This is a genomic window from Synechococcus sp. CCAP 1479/9 (assembly GCF_019038535.1).
Classification (GTDB): Bacteria; Cyanobacteriota; Cyanobacteriia; order PCC-6307; family Cyanobiaceae; genus Cyanobium.
Genome location: NZ_JAFKRK010000016.1, coordinates 450851 through 469021 on the forward strand (window position 1 = coordinate 450851; position 18171 = coordinate 469021).

Sequence of the window (18171 nt, forward strand, 5' to 3'; positions counted from 1 at the left end):
CGCAGGGTCCGGGCGCTCTGGCCTGATCGGGAGGCTTCGGATCGTGCGACCAAGCGGTTCTCCGGTGGAAGGGCGGGTGTGGTCTGGGGCTCGGCCTCCCATCCTGACCCACGGCAGCGATGGCAGAGTGACCCCTGCTGGCCCCAGGGCTTTGGAGCAGGTCTGTCCCGGCCCCACTGACACGGCTGCCGCTTACGCGGCTGCCGCTTACACGGCTGCCGCTGACACGCCTGCCGCTGACACCGTCGCCGCCGCCCTCGAGCGGCTGGCCCCGGTGGCCGCCGCCCGCACCGCCGCCGTGCGGCCCCGCCTGGCGCGGGTGCTGGAGGCCTTCGCCGCCGAACGCCTGGGGGTGCATCACTTCGCCTCGGTGAGCGGCTACGGCCACGGCGACCTGGGCAGGGAGGTGCTGGATCGGGTCTTTGCGCGGGTGCTGCAGGCCGAAGCCGCCGCCGTGCGGCTCCAGTTCGTCAGCGGCACCCACGCCATCACCGCCGCCCTGTTCGGGGTGCTGCGGCCCGGCGACCGGCTGCTGGCGCTCACCGGCCGCCCCTACGACACCCTCGAGGAGGTGATCGGGCTGCGGGGCTCGGGCCAGGGGTCCCTCGCCGAGTTCGGCATCACCTACGACGAGCTGCCCCTGACGGCCGACGGCCTGGTGGACGAGGCGGGCCTGGAGGACGCCCTGGCCCCGGAGACGCGGATGGTGCTGATCCAGCGCAGCTGCGGTTACAGCTGGCGCCCCTCCTTGCCCGTGGCCACCATCGGGCGCCTCTGTGAACGGGTCAAGGCGCTGCGGCCCGACTGCGTCTGCTTCGTCGACAACTGCTACGGGGAGCTGGTGCAGGACCTGGAACCCACCGCGGTGGGCGCCGACCTGATCGCCGGTTCCCTGATCAAGAACCTCGGCGGCACCATCGCCCCAACTGGGGGCTACGTGGCCGGCCGCCGGGAGCTGGTGGAGATGGCCTGCTGCCGGCTCACTGCCCCGGGCATCGGCAGCGAGGGGGGCACCGGCTTCGACCAGTACCGCCTGCTGTTCCAGGGGCTGTTCCTCGCCCCCCAGATGGTGACGGAGGCCCTGATCGGCGCCGACCTGGTGGCCGAGGTGTTCGCCGGTCTGGGCTATGCGGTGAACCCCGCCGCCGGTGCCGAGCGCAGCGACGTGATCCAGGCCGTGCGGCTCGGCCACCCCGACCGGCTGATCGCCGTGTGCCGGGCGTTCCAGGGGTGCTCCCCGGTGGGGGCCTACCTGGATCCGGTGCCGGCCCCCATGCCCGGCTATGCCAGCGATCTGGTGATGGCCGGCGGCACCTTCATCGACGGCAGCACCAGCGAGTTCTCCGCCGACGCCCCCCTGCGGGAGCCCTGGGTGCTCTATGCCCAGGGCGGCACCCACCACGGCCATGTGGCCCTGGCCCTCGAGCGGGCCCTGGCGGCCCTGGCCCAGGCAGACTGAGGCCTGCTCCTCCGCATCGCACCGGCCTTGGCGCACACCTTCCCCGACGACTGCCGCTACTCCGAGAGCCACGAATACGTGCGCCCGGAGGGTGACCTGGTGCGGCTCGGGATCAGTTCCTTCGCCGTCGACCAGCTGGGGGACATCGTCTTCGTCGAGCTGCCGGCGCTGGGGGCCGCCCTCGCGAAGGGGACCAGTTTCGGCAGCGTCGAATCGGTCAAGGCGGTGGAGGACCTGATGGCCCCCGTGAGCGGCACGGTGGAGGCCCGCAACGAGGCGGTGCTGGCCAGCCCCGAGGAGCTCCAGAACGATCCCTACGGGGAGGGCTGGCTGCTGCTGGTGCGGCTGGGGGCCCCCGGCGAGCTCGACGAGCTGATGGATGCCGCCACCTACGGGGCCAAGGTGCAGGCGGGCTGATTGTCCTTAGGATCCCGCCACCTCCAGCCCGAACGCCCGTGTCCGCCTCCTTCCTGGTCCGGCATCTGGGTCCGGATTCCGAGGATCAGCAGCGGATGCTGGCGGAGCTCGGCCTCGGTTCCCTTGATCAGCTGGCGGCCGAGGTCGTTCCCGCCGACATCCTGCTGACGGCGGCGGAGGCCGAGGTCGGCCTGCCGCTCCCCTGCCCGGAGCCCCAGGCCCTGAAGGAGCTGGCGGTGCTCGCCTCCCGCAACCAGGTGCTGCGCAGCCTCATCGGCCTCGGCTACCACGGCACGGCGACCCCGGCCCTGATCCAGCGCCATGTGCTGGAAAACCCCTGCTGGTACACCGCCTACACCCCGTACCAGGCGGAGATCGCCCAGGGGCGGCTGGAGGCCCTGCTCAACTTCCAGACCCTGGTCAGTGAACTGACGGGGCTGCCGATCGCCAACGCCTCCCTGCTGGATGAGGCCACCGCCGCCGCCGAGGCGATGGCGATGGCGGCGGCGGTCACGACGCGCCGCGGCGCCCGCCGCTTCCTGGTCGACCGGGCCGTCCTGCCCCAGACCCTCGCCGTGCTCCACACCCGGGCCGAGCCCCTGGGGATCGTCATCGAGACGTTCGATGCCGAAGCCGCCGCCACCAGCCCCGAGGCGGTGCTGGGCGAGGACGTCTTCGGTCTGCTGCTGCAGCTGCCGGGGGTCGAGGGCCGGCTCTGGGATCCCTCGCCGCTGCTGGCGGCGGCCCGCTCCGGCGCCGTGATCAGCACGGTGGCCGTGGATCCCCTGGCCCAGGCCCTGCTGGCCCCGGTGGGTGAGCTGGGGGCCGACATCGCCGTCGGCAGCTTGCAGCGTTACGGGGTGCCGATGGGGTTCGGCGGCCCCCACGCCGCCTTCTTCGCCACCCGGGAGGACTTCAAGCGCCAGATCCCCGGCCGCCTGGTGGGTCAGTCGAAGGATGCGGAGGGGAACCCGGCCCTGCGGCTGGCCCTCCAGACCCGGGAGCAGCACATCCGGCGCGACAAGGCCACCAGCAACATCTGCACCGCCCAGGTGCTGCTCGCCGTGATGGCGAGCTTCTATGCGGTCCACCACGGCCCCGATGGCCTCGAGGCCATCGCCCGTCGCCTGCTCGTCCTGCGCCAGGGCCTGGTGCTTGCCCTGGACGCCCTGGGCCTGCCCGCCGATCCCGGGGCCGGCTTCGACACCGTCGTGGTGCGCACCGCCGGGGCCCCCGCCCTGCGCCAGCGGGCCGTGGCCGCCGGTTTCAACCTTCGCTGTGGCGTCCGCGGCGACGACGGCCAGGACGCCCTGGCCATCAGCCTCGATGAACTCTCCACGCCCGAGGAGCTGGCTGCCCTGCTGGGCGCCCTGGCGCCGGATGCCGCCGCCGGCGCGGCGGCCCAGGCGGCCCTGCGGGCCGGCCTGTCCACCCTGGAGGCCCGTCCCCTGGCGGAACTGCTCGACGGCGTGCCCCTGCGCCAGCGCCCCTGGCTGCGCCAGGAGGTGTTCCAGCGCTATCGCAGCGAGACCGAACTGCTGCGCTACATCCAGCGCCTGGTGAGCAAGGACCTGTCGCTCGTCCACGGGATGATCCCCCTGGGCAGCTGCACCATGAAGCTCAACGCCGCCGCCGAACTGGCGCCGGTGAGCTGGCCGGCCTTCGGCCAGATCCATCCCTTCGCCCCCGCTGACCAGACCGCCGGCTACGCCGCCCTGGTGGGGGATCTGGAGGCCTGGCTGGGGGCGATCACCGGTTTCGCCGGGGTGTCCCTGCAGCCGAACGCCGGCTCCCAGGGCGAGTACGCCGGTCTGATGGTGATCCGGGCCTGGCACCGCAGCCGGGGCGAGGGCCATCGCCAGGTGTGCCTGATCCCCACCAGCGCCCACGGCACCAATCCGGCCAGCGCCGTGATGGCGGGCATGCGGGTGGTGGCGGTGGCCTGCGATGCCCAGGGCAACATCGACATCGCCGACCTGGAGGCGAAGGCGGCCGCCCACGCCGCCGACCTGGCGGCCCTGATGGTCACCTACCCCTCCACCCACGGAGTCTTCGAGACCGGCATCCGCCGCATCTGCCAGGTGGTGCATGACCACGGCGGCCAGGTGTACCTGGACGGCGCCAACCTCAACGCCCAGGTGGGCCTCTGCAAGCCCGGCCTCTACGGCGCCGACGTCTGCCACCTCAACCTCCACAAGACCTTCTGCATCCCCCACGGCGGCGGTGGCCCCGGGGTGGGGCCGATCGGCGTGGCGGCCCACCTGGTGCCGTTCCTGCCCTCCCACCCCCTGGCCGCCGCCACGAGCGGCCAGGCCATCGGCCCGGTGTCGGCGGCGCCCCTGGGCAGTGCCGGCATCCTGCCGATCAGCTGGATGTACATCCGCATGATGGGCGGCGCGGGCCTGCGCACCGCCAGCCAGGTGGCCCTGCTGGCGGCCAACCTGATCGCCGAGCGTCTCGAGCCCCACTTCCCGGTGCTCTACCGGGGCCGGGGCGGCCGGGTGGCCCATGAGTGCATCCTCGACCTGCGGCCCCTCAAGCGCAGCTGCGGCCTGGAGGTGGACGATCTGGCCAAGCGGCTGATGGACTACGGCTTCCATGCCCCCACCGTCAGCTGGCCCGTGGCCGGCACGGTGATGGTGGAGCCCACCGAGAGCGAGTCGCTGGCGGAGATCGACCGCTTCTGCGCGGCCATGGAGGGGATCCGCCGCGAGGCCTGGGCCATCGAGACCGGCGCCGCCGACCCCCTCGACAACCCGCTCAAACAGGCGCCCCACACCCTGGCGGCGGTGACCGCCGACGAGTGGGATCGGGCCTACAGCCGCAGCGAGGCGGCCTTCCCGGCCGGGGAGAGCCAGCGGCAGGCCAAGTTCTGGCCGGCCGTCGCCCGCATCGACAACGCCTTCGGTGATCGGAACCTCGTCTGCACCTGCCCGAGCGTCGAGGAAGTGGCAATCGCCGAACTGGCCGCCTGAGTGTTCCGGCGGTACCCTTTCCCCCCGGGATGGCGCATCATTGCTGTGCCATCCCTTAGCGGCGATGGCAACCGCCTTTCATTGTCATGGGGTTCATGAACGGCAACGACAGTTCAGGCGGTGAGCCGGGCACGGGGATCCTTTCCCCGGATCTGCCGGAAGCCAGCCAGCGGGTGGATGGCACCAACGTGGTGCGGGTGCCCTTCGGGGTGCGCCGGGCCCGGCGCAGCCGTCCCGAGCGGCCCGACCACTGGGCCACCCTCGTCCTGCCCTTCCAGGCGGGCGGCGGCGGGTCCCCCACACCGCCCCACGCGGCCTAGGCCCACCCTTCCAGGGTCACGGCCAGGCTCAGTAGCTGGCGCCGCTGCGGCGCTGGTGCACGGCCGTCGTGGCGGCCGCATCCAGCAGGTCGCCGCTGAGGGCCTCGGCGTAGAGCAGCCAGTGGTCGCCGCATTCCATCCGCTGGCTCACCCGGGCCTCCAGCCAGGCCAGCGCCTCCGGTAGCAGGGGCTGGCCGTCGGGGCTGGTCTCCAGCTCCAGTCCGGCCAGCCGGTCGGCCCCGGGGGGGAACGGCTGCAGGAACCGCTTCATCGGGCCGCTTTCGCGCCCGGACGCCAGCACGTTGAGGGAGAAGGCGTCCCCCACGTGCAGCAGGCTCTCGATCGCCCGGTCCTTGGCCACGGCCACGGTGAAGCCGGGGGGGCTGAAGCTGGCCTGGCTGACCCAGCTGGCCACCATGGCCCCACCGATGGCGTCGGCGCCGTCCCCCTTGCGGGTCAGCACCACGCACAGGGACCCCACCACCCGGCCGAGGGCCTGGATCGCCGGGTTGGTGCGGCTCTCGCTGAGACCGCCGCCGGTGCTGCGCCGCTGGGCCTGGCGATGCTGCTGGCGCAGGCGGCGGCCCAGGGCGGTGCCGGTTTCCTCCAGGGTGCGCAGGGTGGCCAGATCCGGGCTGAACTTCACCCGGATCGGATCGAAGGCGAACTGGAAGCCGCCGTCACGGAGCTTGGCTTCGAGCAGGTCGATGGCTTCGCCGCTCCAGCCGAAACTGCCGAACACCCCCACCGGCTTGGCCCGGTCGCCTTCGGCCAGCACGGTGCCGAGGGCCGAGACGATCGGCGTGGGGGCATGGCCGCCAAGGGTGGGTGAGCCGATCAGCAGGGCGTCGCAGGAGTGAATCGCCTCCAGCAGCTGCTCGGAAGGCGCGAATTCGCAGTTGATGCTCTCGACACGCACGCCGCTGCGGGCCACCCCCTGGGAGAGGGCGTCGGCGATGGCGGCGGTGTTGCCGTAGGCGCTCGCGTACAGCAGGGCCACCGACAGGCTGGCCTTCTCCTGGCTCTCCCCCCAGCGGCGGTAGTCGGCCAGCAGGCTGCGCCAGCTCTGGGCGATGGCCGGGCCGTGGCCCGGCGCGATCGTGCGGATCGGCAGTTCGTCCAGCCGGTCGACCACCGTCTCCACCTGGCGGGCCATCGGCGCCATCAGGCAGTCGAAGTAATAGCGGCGGTCCTCCTCGGTGCTGGTCCGGTTCGCCTCGGCGAAGTCCTCGGTGCAGAGGTGGGCGGCGAAGAACTTGCCGCTCATCAGCAGCCCGGTGGTGGCCTCGAAGGCGATCAGGCCGCCGGGCCAGCGGGGGGTGGGGGTGGGCAGCAGGGTCAGGACATGGCCGTCGGCGAGGGTGCGGCTGGTCTCCTGCTTCACCACCTCGATCGTCGGCAGGGGCACCGGGCCGACTGGGGCAGCGGCCTCACCCCCTGGGCCGGGCCGCTGCTGCTCCCAGAGTTCGGTGAGCACCTGGGCGCCGGGGTTGGAGGCCACCAGCACCGTGGCCGGCCAGCCCGTCGCCAGCTGCTTCAGCAGGGCGACGCGGTTGGGGTTGACGTGGCCGACCACCACCTTGAGGGGCGCGTCGGCCGGCACCAGCAGGGCCAGCTGCTCCAGGAAGGGGGCGGCGAAGGAGGCCCCCGGCGGATGGACCAGCACCGGGGCGCCGCCGGAGGCGCCCTGCTGGAACAGGAAGCTGTTGGCGGTGGTGCCCCGCTCGAGGCCGTATTCGACTTCGAAACGCAGGCGGCGCGGGCTGAGGCCGCGCAGGCAGAGCAGGCCGGGTTCGACCGGCAGGGTGATGACGCGCCGATCGGACGCGGATGGGGAGGTGGTCATCAGTAGTGGTTGCCCACTTTGCGGTGATGCACGGCCGTGGCGGCGGTGGTGTCAGCCACATTGCCCTCTTCCACCACCGCATAGATGATCCAGTGATCCGGGCCTTCCATGCGCTGGGTCACCCGGCAGCCCAGGTAGGCCAGGGCATCCCCGAGGACGGGGCCGCCGGCGGCCACGCCTTCGAGCACGTTGACGCCGGCGAAGCGGTCGGCCCCCGGCGGGAAGCGGCGCAGGAAGTGGCGCAGCAGGGGCTGGTGGTTGTCATCCCGCAGGATGTTGAGCACGAAGCGGTCGTCCACCTGCATCAGGGCCTCGATGGCCCGGTCCTTGGCCACCGCCACCGTGAGCCCCGGCGGATCGAAGCTCGCCTGGCTCACCCAGCTGGCCACCATGGCGCCGCTGCGGCTGCCGGCCTCGTCGTCCTGGCGGGCCGTGACGATGTAGAGGCCGCCGCTGAGGCGGCCGAGGGCCTTGTCCAGGTCGCCGTCGATGGCCTTCATGGCGGCGATGGTCTTCTCCTTGGTGAGCAGCTGGCCCAGGTCGGTGCCGGCCTCCTCGCAGCGCTGGTAGTCGGCGCCGCCGGGAACCTGGCGGATGCGCAGGGGCTCGAACGCCCATTTCTGCCCCAGGTTGCGCAGCTGGCCCGCCAGGGTGTCGATCGGTTCGTCGTTGCCGCCGAAGGCGTCGTAGCAGCCCACCCACTGCTTGGGATGGAGGGCCGCCAGCAGGGTGCCGATGGCCGTCTGCAGGTCGGCGTCGGGGGAGGCGGGCCAGGTGGGAACCACCACGGCGCTGGCCTCACCGATCAGGGCGGCGAGTTCCTGGGGATCGGTGCCGCGCAGGTCGACGAGCTGCACCTGGCCGGAGGCCTTGCCCACGCCCCGGGCGATGGCCTGGCTGAGCCGGTCGCAGAAGCCGTACTGGCTGAGATAGCAGACGGCCGCATAGGCCTCGCCGGCGCTGCGTTGGCCGCTCCAGTCGCGGTAATCCCCGACCCAGAGGGGCAGGTGCTCCCGCAGCAGGGGCCCGTGGCCCACGGCGATCGTGTTGATCTCCGGCAGCCCCTCCATCCGCTTGAGCGCCTGCAGCACGCTGCGGGCGTTGGGCGCCATCAGGCAGTCGTAGTAGAAGCGGAAGTCCGGCGCGATGGCGCCGGGGTCGACATCGAAGAGGTCGTCGGAGCAGTAGTGGAGGCCGAAGGCATCACAGGTGTAGAGGATGCCGGTGCCGTGGTCGAAGGAGAAGATCGTGTCGGGCCAGTGCAGGTTGGGGGCACTGAGGAAGCTGAAGCGATGGGCCACACCGCTGTCGGGATGGACGCCCAGGTCGAGCTCATCGCCGCTCTTGACCGCCCGGCTGCGGAAGGGCCGGTGCACCTGGTCCTGGAGGAACTGGATCGCCACCTTGGAGCCGACGATCTCGATGTCCGGGTGGCGATCGATCAGATCGCCGATCAGGCCGGAATGGTCCGGCTCGGTGTGGGAGACGACCAGGTGATCGATCGCGGTGGGGTCGATCAGACCCTCCAGCAGGGGAATCCAGGTGTCGCGAAACTTGGCGTGGCTGGTGTCGACCAGGGCGGTGCGCTCGCCGCGCACCAGGAAGGCGTTGTAGGTGGTGCCGTTGCGCAGGCCGAACTCGATGTCGAAGCGGCTGCGGTCCCAGTCAAGGGAGCGGATCGCCGTGGTGTCGGCGGCGATCGGCTCGCACTGCAGGCTGAGCCGGGAGGTCGCCGCCCCCGGCGGTGACGGCAGGGTGCTCGGGGCGCTGGCGGTGCTGCTGCTCATGGGGTCAGACTCCTTCCGCAGACTTGTGACTGTAGGCAGGGCAGGTTGGTTTTCGGTCTGTTAGACCAATCGCGGGTATCCCTAAAAACCCTGGTATCCCGAAGAACCTTGGAGAATGGTGACGAACAGCCCGAGCGCGAGTCGATAGGTGGCCACCGGAGACCTGGAACGGTTTCGGGAGGCCTTTCGGCGCCTCGAGAAGCGCCTGGAGGAAGCCTCGCGCTCCGACCGGTACAAGCCTCCGACCGGCCTGGCCACGGCCCGCCTCCATCTCGCATCGATGGGACCCTCCGAAGGCGTGTTCGCCGAGGTGCTTGACCTGAGTGCCGATGGTCTGAGGATCGCCATCGAGGCTGGTCACCATCCCGCCGTCGGCCAGCCCTGCAGCGTGGTGGTGGGGGATGGGGAGGGAGAGACCTACGACCTCAGGGGCACCATCCGGTGGATGGAAGCCACCAGCTACATCTCGGTCATCGGCCTCTCCCTCGATTCCGCCGAGCGCCTCGAGGCCTGAGGGCCTCAGTCGGCCACCTTCACGCTGACGGTGGTCACCGACTGGGCCTTGGGGGCCGTCACCGTCAGCAGCCCATCGCGGTAGTGGGCTTCGAGGGCGTCGCGCTGGATGCCGCCGGGGAAGCGGAAGCTGCGGCTCCAGGTGCCATAGCGGAACTCGCTCAGCAGCGGGGCGCGGCGGCGTCCTTCCGCGGTCGGGGCCTCGCCATGGCCGGCCTCAGGCGTGGCGGCTGCTGCGGTGGGGGTGGCCGGCGCCTGGCCGCGGCGCTCGGCACTGATGATCAGGGAGCGGTCCGTGGCCTTCACGTCGATGGAGGCGCGGTCGACGCCGGGCAGCTCGAGGGCAATGGTGTAGCTGTCCTCGGTTTCGTGGATCTCGGCGGCGGGAACACGCTCGGCCGTCTGCAGCTGTTGCTCCAGCCGGTCGAACAGATCGAAGGGGGAGGGGTGAAGCGTGCGCATGGTTGGTGCGTCCGAAGGGTGCGTCGTGGATGGTCGGGTGAGGAACCACCCGTCCGATCAATGTGCCCGCCTTGCCTGTGGACTTCGAGGGGGAGAACCGACGCGGCAGGTTCGGTCCCCCGGACCGGGTTCGGCCCCTACGCCAGCGGGGGCGGAGAACCGGAACGGGGTGGCTCCAGCCACCACCAGCAGCCGAAGGCGGCCGCCTGGCCGCAGGGCTGGCCGCCCCGGTCCCGCAGGGTCCACAGCCGGGCGTTCTCGATCCGGAAGCGGCGCCCGCCGCTGTCGATGCGGATGCCGCCGTAACCCTCGAGGGCCTGGCAGAGCCGGGCCCGCTCCAGGGCGAGGGCCCGGCTCTGCCGCTCGGCCGGCTCCGCCGTGAGCCGCGAGGGCAGGCCCACCATGGCGCCCCAGGGGCGGCGCCACAGCACCAGGGCGGCCCGGTTGGCGTAGATCAGCCGGGGATCGGGGCCACCGTCGTGGGCCAGCACGACGGTGGCGGCCACGAACAGTTCCTGCGCCGCCTGCAGGGGCGAGAGGCCGCCCGAAACGCCGGCGAGCAGCGGCCGGCCGAAGGCCAGCCGGTGGCCCTCGATCAGGCGCCCGGCGGTGGCAATGGCGTCCTGGCCCAACCAGGGGGGTGGTTCCGGCGGAGGGATGGCTCAGGCCTCAGCGGCGGGGCTCGTGCTCGTCGGGCATCATCATCCGCATGGCCGCGTCCAGCTCCGGCGGGGCCTGATGCCGCCGGCTTGCAAAGGAGGAGAGCAGCCGGCCGGAGAGCACGTTCTGGAGCAGGGTGGGCTGGGCGGCGAATCGCTTGCCGATCGCGGCGAAGCAGCAGAAGAGCAGCACGGCAGCCAGGACGTTCCTGGCCAGCTGCACGAACCAGTCGTTGAGCCGCCTCATGCCCATGGCATCGGCGCTGTTCTGGTAGCGCTTGATGAAGGGGTTGAGGTCGTTGCTGAGCCTGGTTTTGACCGCTTCTAGGGGCAGGTCGATGGAGGGGGGAAGGTTGGGGGCCTGGCCGGGCAGCAGCCGCATGGCCCGGAGGATGTCGTCGTAGGAGCGGGCGCTTTCGATCGCCCTGGTGGTGGCGATATAGGCGTTCAGCTCCCGGGTGTCGTTGGCCCTGAACTGCCGCAGCAGGTTGATGCCGCTGTAGACCTGCAGGGGGATCAGCAGCAGGAAGCCAAAGGCGATCCAGAAGCTGAGACGCCGCATCAGCACCACCCGGCCCTGGATCGTCGTCGAGGCGGGATCGATGAGCCGGGCGAGCAGCAGCAGGATCGCGCCGACCATGGCGATGGGGCCCGAGGCGAGCAGCTTGTCACCCACCGACTGAAGCCAGAGGGGATCGATCAGGCGCACCGGCCAGGCTGAGCTGAGGATCCCCACCAGGAACAGAACGACCAGCAGGATCGCCCCCCAGTGGAGGGCCATGGCGACCTCCTCGCCATAGTTCTCGCTGAAGGCCCGCTCCGCGCCCGCGCGGGGGTGGGGCTCGGGATGGCGATCGGCCGTGGGCTGGGGGTCGGCGTGGGGGCTCATGGGAAGGAAAGGGCTCAGGTGGAGCGATGGGGTGCCGATGGCCAGGGGCACCGAAAAAAAAGCCCGGCACGGGGCCGGGCTGGGTGATCTGCCGGCCGGAGCGGATCAGGCCTGATGGAGGTTGGCGGTGTTGATGCGACGGCGCAGCTTGCGGGAGAACCCGAAGGCGGCGGCGGCGCCCAGAACGGGCAGGGGGCCGGGCACCGAATCGCCGGGACCGGGACCCACTTCGCGGATCAGCTTGTTGGTGATCGCCGTTTCGAAGGCGGCGAAATCGGCGGCGGTCTCAACGAAGCCGGCGTTGGTGGCGCCATTGGCGGGGGTCACCACGTTGGCCGTCAGGAAGCCGCTGGCACCGGCGCCGACGCCCAGGCCGTTGATGATGATGCCCTTGGCGACGGCGCTGGCCCGCTGGGCCTGGGCGCACTGGCTCACGGTGCCGCAGCTACCGGCGGTCGTGTTCCCGACTCCATCGGTGGAGATGTCGATCACGCGGCCGTTGGCACGGGTGGTGACGAAATCGTTGGTGTCGATCTCAGTGACCGCGGCCGCCATGCCGCAATCCACGCAAGTGGTGCTAGAGCCCTGGCGAGGCATGGCGTTGAGGGCCGTGATGAAGCTGGCCAGGGAGTTGGTGCCGGGGCCGGTCAGCGAGGTGATGTGGCGCCAGTCGATCACCGGAGGGCTGAAGGCCGTGGTGCTCCACTGACCCACGGCGATGGCGATGCCGCCCTTGGAGAAGGTGTCGGCGATCTTCTGCTGCACCGTGGCGTTCTGGAACGCGTTGACGTAGCCCTGCTTGTAGAGGGTGAAGTCGGAGTTGCTGATGCTGCCGGAGACATCCAGCGACAGGAACAGTTCCTGGAAGACGTTGGTGGCGGCTTGGGCCTGCTGGGCACCGCCCAGCAGCGTGATGGCGACAGCCGCAGCGGCCGCTCCTCCTCGGAGCAGGGGCTTGAGGGTGGATCTCATGGCGGATGGGATGGGGGGACGGTGTGGTGCTCCGGATGACCGGAGCCTGCCTTAACGCAGGCAGTGCACAGGGCCTCCTGGGAGGTGAGCGACCAACGCCCGAAACTTAGCAGTGGGTGATAGATCTTTCACCCAATAGCCACAAACTTAACACAGCATTAACCGACTCCCTCCGCCGGGCCCGCCACTCAGCCTTCGCTGTCGTTGCCGGTGGCCATCGCCCGCACCATCGCCTGCTGGGCCATGGCCGTCCCGTGGGCCTTGAGTCGGTCGAGGAAGAGCCGGTTGGCCTCCGGGAAGCGGGGCTCCTCCGCCAGGGGCAGGGGACCGGCGCCATCGAGGCCGGATTCCCCCTCCATGGCCGGCGTGATCACCACCAGGTCGGGGTCGAGGGGGGCGTCGTAGCGCCACCAGCGGGCCGGGTCGGCGATGGCGGGATGGATCGGATGGGGGGCGTGCTCCAGGGGGGCGGCCACCCCCTCCCGGCGGCGCTTGGCCAGGTCACCCAGCAGCTGGCTGCGGGTGCGGCCCCGCAGCTGGAACAGCACGAAGGGGTCCTCGCTGAAGCGGTCCCCCATCAGGTAGTAGACGGCGCTGATGTGCTTGCAGGGGTTGGCCTTGTCGGGGCAGCTGCACTCGCTGCGCACCTCCTGGAGCTTGAACGGGAACAGGCGCTTGCCGCTGGCGGCGAAGGCCCTCTCGATGTCGGCGGGCATGATCCCGGCCAGGAGCTGGGCCGACCAGCGGGCCTTCTGGCTCAGGGCCTCCAGCACGTAGCCCCAGTCCTCGTCGTTGAGCACGTCGAGCCAGAGCTTCACTTTGTAGGGGTCCGGGTCGGTGCCCTGTACCCGGGCATGGACCCGGCGCCCCTCGAAGCGGATCGAGACGACGTTGCCTTCCCGGGCATAGGTCCAGGCGCGCTCCAGGCGCTTCTTGAACCGATAGGAGTGGATCAGCTCCATCCACTGCTCCACCCACCAGGGCTGCTGCCCCAGGCCCTGCTGGCCCAGTTGCGTGGTGATGGCGCCGGAGGCGCCGGGGAAGGAGCTGGTCATGCCGCCGGCCTCACGGGGCCCATCCTGCCGCCTGTCGGACCCACTGGCCTAGGTTGTCCCGACGCAGGGCGTGGAGTCCTTGAATCGCATCACGTTCGGCGCCGGCGACGGTTTTCAAAGTCTTCTCAGGGCAAGGGTTCAGGATCACTTCGAGGCCACCGGGCAGGAGCGGCGCGATGCCCCGGCCATGGTGCTCAAATCGGCCGTGATCCTGGCCTGGTTCGTCCTCACCTATGGGCTGCTGGTCTTCCGCGTCGGCAACACCCCGGGGGCGATCGCCCTGTCCGCCGTTCTGGGCCTGGCGATCGCCGCCATCGGCTTCAACATCCAGCACGACGGCGGCCACGGCGCCTACTCCCGCCACCGCTGGATCAACCGGGCCGCCGCCATGACCCTCGATCTGCTGGGGGGCAGCTCCCTGATCTGGGCCCACAAGCACAACGGGCTGCACCACACCTTCACCAACATCTCCGGCCACGACGACGACATCAACCTCGGCCTGATCGGTCGGCTGTCTCCCCATCAGCCCCATCGCTGGTGGCACCGCTGGCAGCACCTCTACCTCTGGCCCCTCTACGGGATGCTGCCCATCAAGTGGCAGTTCTTCGATGACTTCGCCGATCTGGCCGGCCGTGGCCGCGGCGACCATTCCCTGCCCCGCCTCGGCCCCGCCGACTGGGTGGTGTTCCTGGCCGGCAAGGCGATCTTCTTCTCCCTGGCGTTCGTCATCCCCCTTCAGTTCCATCCCGTCGGTGCGGTGATCGGCTGCTACCTGGTGACGGCGATGGTGCAGGGCGTGGTGCTGAGCGTGGTGTTCCAGCTGGCCCACTGCGTGGAGGAGGCCGATTTCCCCATGGCTGACCCCGCCAGCCCGGCCATGGGGCCCTGGGCGGGCCATCAGGCAGCCACCACCGTCGACTTCAGCCGCTCCAACGGCCTGCTGAGCTGGCTGCTGGGGGGCCTGAACTTTCAGGTGGAACATCACCTGTTCCCCCAGATCTGCCACGTTCACTACCCGCAGATCTCCGCCATCGTCGAGCAGACCTGTCGCGACTGCCAGGTTCCCTTTCGCACCCACCCGTCCTTCCTGGCCGGTGTGGCCTCCCACTACCGCTGGCTGCGGCGCATGGGCCAGCCCCCTGCCGAGCCGGCCCTGCCGTTGCTGCTGCCGGTGATCGGGGAGCGTGCGGGCGTCGCCCAAGCCTCCGACGTCACCCTGGCCCGCCGCTGAGGCCCCACGCCAGGTCGCCCGCTCCTCAGCCCTCCTCCAGGGCCACCAGGTCGCGCAGCTGGCCCACGTCGAAGCCACCCAGCCATTCCTCACCGCTGCCGACGATGTCGGCGGCCAGCCTGGATTTCTCCTCGATCATGCGGTCGATCTTCTCCTCCACCGAACCGCTGGTGATGAACTTGTGCACCAGCACCCGGTTGGTCTGGCCGATCCGGTAGGCCCGGTCGGTGGCCTGGTTCTCCACGGCGGGGTTCCACCAGCGGTCGATGTGGAACACGTGGCTGGCCCGGGTGAGGTTGAGGCCCACACCCCCGGCCTTGAGTGAGAGCAGGAACAGCTGGGGGCCGCGGGGATCCTCCTGGAAGCGGTCCACCATCGCCTGGCGGTCCGTCTTGCTGCTGCCGCCGTGCAGGAAGGGCACGTCCTGGCGCCAGCGCTGCTCCAGGTAGACCTTGAGCAGGTGGCCCCATTCGGCGAACTGGGTGAACAGCAGGGCCCGGTCGCCCGCCTCGATCACCTCCTCGAGGATCTCCTCCAGCCGCAGCACCTTGGCGCTGCGGGCGGCGAAGCCGCTGTCGACTCCGCTCTCCTTGAGGGCCAGGGCCGGGTGGTTGCAGATCTGCTTGAGCCGGGTGAGCAGGGCGAGCACCTGGCCGTGGCGCTGGCCCAGGGGGGCGCGGGCGATGGCATCGAGGCTCTCGTCCACGGTCTTGCGGTAGAGCTTCGTCTGCTCCGCCGACAGGCCCACCCATTCGCGCAGCTCCACCTTCTCCGGCAGGTCGGAGATGATCGAGCGGTCGGTCTTGAGCCGCCGCAGGATGAACGGCCCGACCCGGGCCTTGAGATCCCGCAGGGAACTCATGTCGCCGTAGCGCTCGATCGGCAGCCGGTAGCGCTGGCGGAAGAAGCCCTCCTCCCCCAGCACCCGCGGATTGAGGAAGTCCATCAGGGCCCACAGCTCGCTCACCCGGTTCTCGACCGGGGTGCCGGTGAGGGCGATGCGGAAGCGGCCCTGCTTGCCCGGACGGCCCAGGTCGCGGGCCGCCTGGCTCTGCTTGGCCGCCGGGTTCTTGATCGCCTGGGCTTCGTCGATCACGACGCCCTGCCAGTCGATGCTCTCCAGCAGTTCGCTGTCGCGCTGCAGCAGTCCATAGCTGGTGAGCACCAGATCCACCCCGTCCAGGGCCTTGGCCAGCTTTTCGGGGGTGGAGGGCCGGCGGGGTCCGTAGTGCTCCCGCACCTCCAGGTCCGGAGTGAAGCCTGCCGCCTCCCGCTTCCAGTTGGTGAGCACCGAGGTGGGGGCCACCAGCAGGACAGGTCGCTTCAGTTCCTGCTCCACCTTGAGGTGCTGCAGGAACGCGAGCAGCTGCACCGTCTTGCCCAGGCCCATGTCGTCCGCCAGGCAGGCCCCCTGGTCGAAGCGGTGCAGGAAGGCCAGCCAGCCCAGGCCCCGCTCCTGGTAGGGCCGCAGCTGGCCGGCGAAGCCCTCTGGAGCCGGCAGGGGATCGGGGGCCTTCTGCTGGTGGTACTGCTCCAGGACGGCGCTCAGCCGGGGCCCCGGGATGAAGCGATGCACCGGCAGCCGCATCAGGGTGTCGCCGTCGCTGGCCGTCAGCCGCAGGGCATCGTCGAGGCTGAGGACGGGATCGGCGGCGCAGAAGCGGGTGGCGTTCTTGTGATCGCTGGGCCGCAGCTCGATCCAGGCCCCCTTGTGCTGCACCAGCGGACTGCGCTTGGTGGAGAGACGCTCCAGGTCCTTGAGGGTGAGCGTGACCCCGCCGATCATCAGCTCCCACTTCCACTCGAGGCTTTCCCCCAGGGAGAAGCCGCGGGAACGGTCCGGCAGCTCGGCCTCGATCGCGAGTCCCAGCCGGCTGGCCAGCCCGCCGCTGAGGCTGGCCGGCAGCACCACGCCCACCCCCACGTCGCGCAACTGGACGGCGGCGGTGCGCACCAGCACGAAGGCCTCGGCCGGGGTGAGCTGCATGGTTTCCGGGGCCGCCGCATCGAGGCCCCGCCCGATCGGCTCGAACACCTGCAGGGCCCGGCCCAGCCCTTCCAGCAGCAGCTGGCCCGGCTCGGCCACATCCACCTCCCCAAGCTGGAGCCGGCCGTCGCCCGCATTCCAGACCGTGCGTGCCGGCACCCGCAGGCTTGGATCGGCCTCCGCCTGCAGGGAGAAGCGCAGCTCCCAGAGCTCCTCGCCCTCCTCGGGGGTGAACAGCTCCAGGCAGGCCCGGGCCGGTGCCACCCGCCCCGCCACCGCTTCGCGCCAGTGCTGGGTGGCCACCGCCAGCCGTTCCCGTTCCTCCTCGTCCAGTTCGAGCCGACCGGGGCCGGGGCCGAGGGCCTTCTGCCAGGCCCCCAGCAGGGGATCGAGGCCCTCGGCGGGGGGGCGGAAGCCGGCGCGCAGCTGGCCGTCGAGCAACGCCTCCAGCAGGCTGGCCACCCGCAGCCGGCCGCTGCCGGGTCGGCGGCAGGCCAGCCCCCCCTCCCCCGGCGCTCCGGGGGCCATGGCGCAGGTGGCCACCTGGGGCAGCCGGATGGCCAGTTCCTCCAGCCGGCGCCGGTCCCCTTCCCGGTTGAGCAGGGGCAGCCAGCGGGCCCGGTCCTCCTCCACCTGGGGCAGCCAGCGGCCGCGGGCGATCAGGCTCAGGGCCCAGCGCTCCAGATGGCTCCACCAGCGCAGGTCATCGGCCAGGCCGGGGTCGTCGCCGGAGAGGGGCAGCCCGGCGAGCCATTCGCCCGCCCCCGCCGGATCGAGGGCCAGCCCCTCCACCCGCCAGGGCCACCACTGCACCTCCTTCGGGATCGGCTCGCCCGCCTGCAGCGGCAGACCGCTCCAAGCCGCCAGACCCTCGCTGGCCGCCTTGCGGCGACCGCGGGCCCCCTGGCTGCGGCTGGGCAGGGTGAGCTGGGCCTCCGCCGGCCGGAAGGCCTCCGACCAGAGGCCATGGTCATCCAGCCAGGCGCCCAGATCGTCGACGCTGAGGGACAGGGGATGGTCGGGAACGGTGCGCAGCGGCGCTACCGGAGTGGCGACCCTCCAGGTGTCGGCCCAGAGCAGCAGCCGGCCGCCGGCCCCTTCCGGCGGAAACAGCCAGGTGGCATGGAGCAGGCTCATGGCCGCAGGGCAGGCAGGAGGCGCTGGGCGGCCTGCAGCAGCAAGGCGCTGCCGATCAGGGGAAGCCAGAGCGGCAACCAGCCGCGCAGCAGCTCAAGGATCGCGCCGACCGCGCCGCGGGCCAGGGGCTGGTGCAGGAGGGACTGGATCTCCGGGACCGGCAGGACCAGGGCGGAGATCGGCACGGGGCCTCCGAGGCTGCGGATGCCGCAGACCGCCCCCACCAGGCCGGCGGCCAGGTGGTCGTCATCCGGATCGACGCGCTGGAGGTGAAAGGCCAGCAGGCCGTAGAAGAAGCCGCAGCCCGCCGACCGCAGCCCACTCTCCAGGCCGGCCGGCAGGCCGATCAGGGCGGCGGCGAACCCGCCCAGCAGCGCCCACGACAGGGACTGCAGCCGCAGACGGGCACGGGAATCGTCGGACGCCTGGGTCAACGGCAAGGCCATGGCGATGGCCCGATCA

15 protein-coding genes are annotated in these 18171 nt (G+C 71.2%); 6 read left to right on the forward strand and 9 right to left on the reverse strand.

The annotated features are described in order from the left end of the window. Positions 1-127 precede the first annotated feature (127 nt). The 4 genes from KUG38_RS06520 to KUG38_RS06535 all read left to right on the forward strand — a co-directional run bounded on the left by KUG38_RS06520 (position 128) and on the right by KUG38_RS06535 (position 5171). Entirely contained in the window at positions 128-1459 is a 1332-nt protein-coding gene (locus tag KUG38_RS06520) for a methionine gamma-lyase family protein (protein ID WP_353617735.1), read from the forward strand. Between the two features lie 27 nt (positions 1460-1486). After that, positions 1487-1876, forward strand: a complete 390-nt coding sequence (gcvH, locus tag KUG38_RS06525; protein ID WP_094585684.1) for a glycine cleavage system protein GcvH — start codon at positions 1487-1489, stop codon at positions 1874-1876. Between the two features lie 38 nt (positions 1877-1914). Next, complete coding sequence (gcvP, locus tag KUG38_RS06530) at positions 1915-4851, forward strand: aminomethyl-transferring glycine dehydrogenase (RefSeq protein WP_216919996.1); 2937 nt, start codon at positions 1915-1917, stop codon at positions 4849-4851. 86 nt (positions 4852-4937) lie between these two features. Next, complete coding sequence (locus tag KUG38_RS06535; RefSeq protein WP_353617310.1) at positions 4938-5171, forward strand: hypothetical protein; 234 nt, start codon at positions 4938-4940, stop codon at positions 5169-5171. 28 nt (positions 5172-5199) lie between these two features. Here the strand turns inward: KUG38_RS06535 and KUG38_RS06540 are convergent, their stop codons facing one another. Both KUG38_RS06540 and KUG38_RS06545 read right to left on the reverse strand, forming a co-directional pair. Further along, on the reverse strand, positions 5200-7017 hold the full coding sequence (locus KUG38_RS06540; protein WP_216919998.1) for a diflavin flavoprotein: 1818 nt from the start codon (positions 7015-7017) through the stop codon (positions 5200-5202). Next, on the reverse strand, positions 7017-8804 hold the full coding sequence (locus KUG38_RS06545; protein WP_286195665.1) for a diflavin flavoprotein: 1788 nt from the start codon (positions 8802-8804) through the stop codon (positions 7017-7019). The genes KUG38_RS06540 and KUG38_RS06545 overlap by 1 nt, the downstream gene beginning before the upstream one ends. A gap of 148 nt (positions 8805-8952) precedes the next feature. Here KUG38_RS06545 and KUG38_RS17130 point away from each other — a divergent pair, with 148 nt between their 5' ends. After that, positions 8953-9318 carry a PilZ domain-containing protein gene (locus tag KUG38_RS17130; protein WP_216920000.1) on the forward strand — a complete coding sequence of 122 codons (366 nt, stop codon included), beginning with the start codon at positions 8953-8955 and terminating at the stop codon, positions 9316-9318. A 5-nt stretch (positions 9319-9323) separates the two neighbouring features. Here the strand turns inward: KUG38_RS17130 and KUG38_RS06555 are convergent, their stop codons facing one another. The 5 genes from KUG38_RS06555 to KUG38_RS06575 form a co-directional block, all read right to left on the reverse strand. Then, positions 9324-9779, reverse strand: coding sequence for an Hsp20/alpha crystallin family protein (locus KUG38_RS06555; RefSeq protein ID WP_216920002.1), 456 nt, complete (start codon positions 9777-9779; stop codon positions 9324-9326). A gap of 137 nt (positions 9780-9916) precedes the next feature. Beyond that, complete coding sequence (locus KUG38_RS06560) at positions 9917-10411, reverse strand: MEKHLA domain-containing protein (protein WP_286195666.1); 495 nt, start codon at positions 10409-10411, stop codon at positions 9917-9919. Between the two features lie 37 nt (positions 10412-10448). Continuing rightward, complete coding sequence (locus tag KUG38_RS06565; protein ID WP_216920004.1) at positions 10449-11327, reverse strand: hypothetical protein; 879 nt, start codon at positions 11325-11327, stop codon at positions 10449-10451. A 105-nt stretch (positions 11328-11432) separates the two neighbouring features. Further along, positions 11433-12299: a DUF1194 domain-containing protein gene (locus tag KUG38_RS06570; protein WP_216920005.1), complete on the reverse strand. Its 867-nt coding sequence runs from the start codon at positions 12297-12299 to the stop codon at positions 11433-11435. A 188-nt stretch (positions 12300-12487) separates the two neighbouring features. Next, positions 12488-13354, reverse strand: a complete 867-nt coding sequence (locus KUG38_RS06575; protein WP_190610291.1) for an SWIM zinc finger family protein — start codon at positions 13352-13354, stop codon at positions 12488-12490. A gap of 70 nt (positions 13355-13424) precedes the next feature. Here KUG38_RS06575 and KUG38_RS06580 point away from each other — a divergent pair, with 70 nt between their 5' ends. Next, positions 13425-14585 carry a fatty acid desaturase family protein gene (locus KUG38_RS06580; RefSeq protein ID WP_353617736.1) on the forward strand — a complete coding sequence of 387 codons (1161 nt, stop codon included), beginning with the start codon at positions 13425-13427 and terminating at the stop codon, positions 14583-14585. A gap of 25 nt (positions 14586-14610) precedes the next feature. Here KUG38_RS06580 and KUG38_RS06585 read toward each other — a convergent pair whose 3' ends face one another. Together KUG38_RS06585 and KUG38_RS06590 are read right to left on the reverse strand one after the other, a co-directional pair. Next, complete coding sequence (locus tag KUG38_RS06585) at positions 14611-17709, reverse strand: DEAD/DEAH box helicase (RefSeq protein ID WP_216920009.1); 3099 nt, start codon at positions 17707-17709, stop codon at positions 14611-14613. Beyond that, on the reverse strand, positions 17706-18155 hold the full coding sequence (locus tag KUG38_RS06590) for a hypothetical protein (protein WP_216920012.1): 450 nt from the start codon (positions 18153-18155) through the stop codon (positions 17706-17708). Before KUG38_RS06590 ends, KUG38_RS06585 begins: the two co-directional genes overlap by 4 nt. Positions 18156-18171: the final 16 nt, after the last annotated feature.

What these genes read in the sequence shown, in the direction of transcription:
- KUG38_RS06575 (WP_190610291.1), bottom strand. Translation starts at nt 13,354, where the DNA reads ATGACCAGCTCCTTCCCCGGCGCCTCCGGCGCCATCACCACGCAACTG.
- KUG38_RS06545 (WP_286195665.1), bottom strand. Translation starts at nt 8,804, where the DNA reads ATGAGCAGCAGCACCGCCAGCGCCCCGAGCACCCTGCCGTCACCGCCG.
- KUG38_RS06570 (WP_216920005.1), bottom strand. Translation starts at nt 12,299, where the DNA reads ATGAGATCCACCCTCAAGCCCCTGCTCCGAGGAGGAGCGGCCGCTGCG.
- KUG38_RS06555 (WP_216920002.1), bottom strand. Translation starts at nt 9,779, where the DNA reads ATGCGCACGCTTCACCCCTCCCCCTTCGATCTGTTCGACCGGCTGGAG.
- KUG38_RS06535 (WP_353617310.1), top strand. Translation starts at nt 4,938, where the DNA reads ATGGGGTTCATGAACGGCAACGACAGTTCAGGCGGTGAGCCGGGCACG.
- KUG38_RS06565 (WP_216920004.1), bottom strand. Translation starts at nt 11,327, where the DNA reads ATGAGCCCCCACGCCGACCCCCAGCCCACGGCCGATCGCCATCCCGAG.
- KUG38_RS06590 (WP_216920012.1), bottom strand. Translation starts at nt 18,155, where the DNA reads ATGGCCTTGCCGTTGACCCAGGCGTCCGACGATTCCCGTGCCCGTCTG.
- KUG38_RS06540 (WP_216919998.1), bottom strand. Translation starts at nt 7,017, where the DNA reads ATGACCACCTCCCCATCCGCGTCCGATCGGCGCGTCATCACCCTGCCG.
- KUG38_RS06585 (WP_216920009.1), bottom strand. Translation starts at nt 17,709, where the DNA reads ATGAGCCTGCTCCATGCCACCTGGCTGTTTCCGCCGGAAGGGGCCGGC.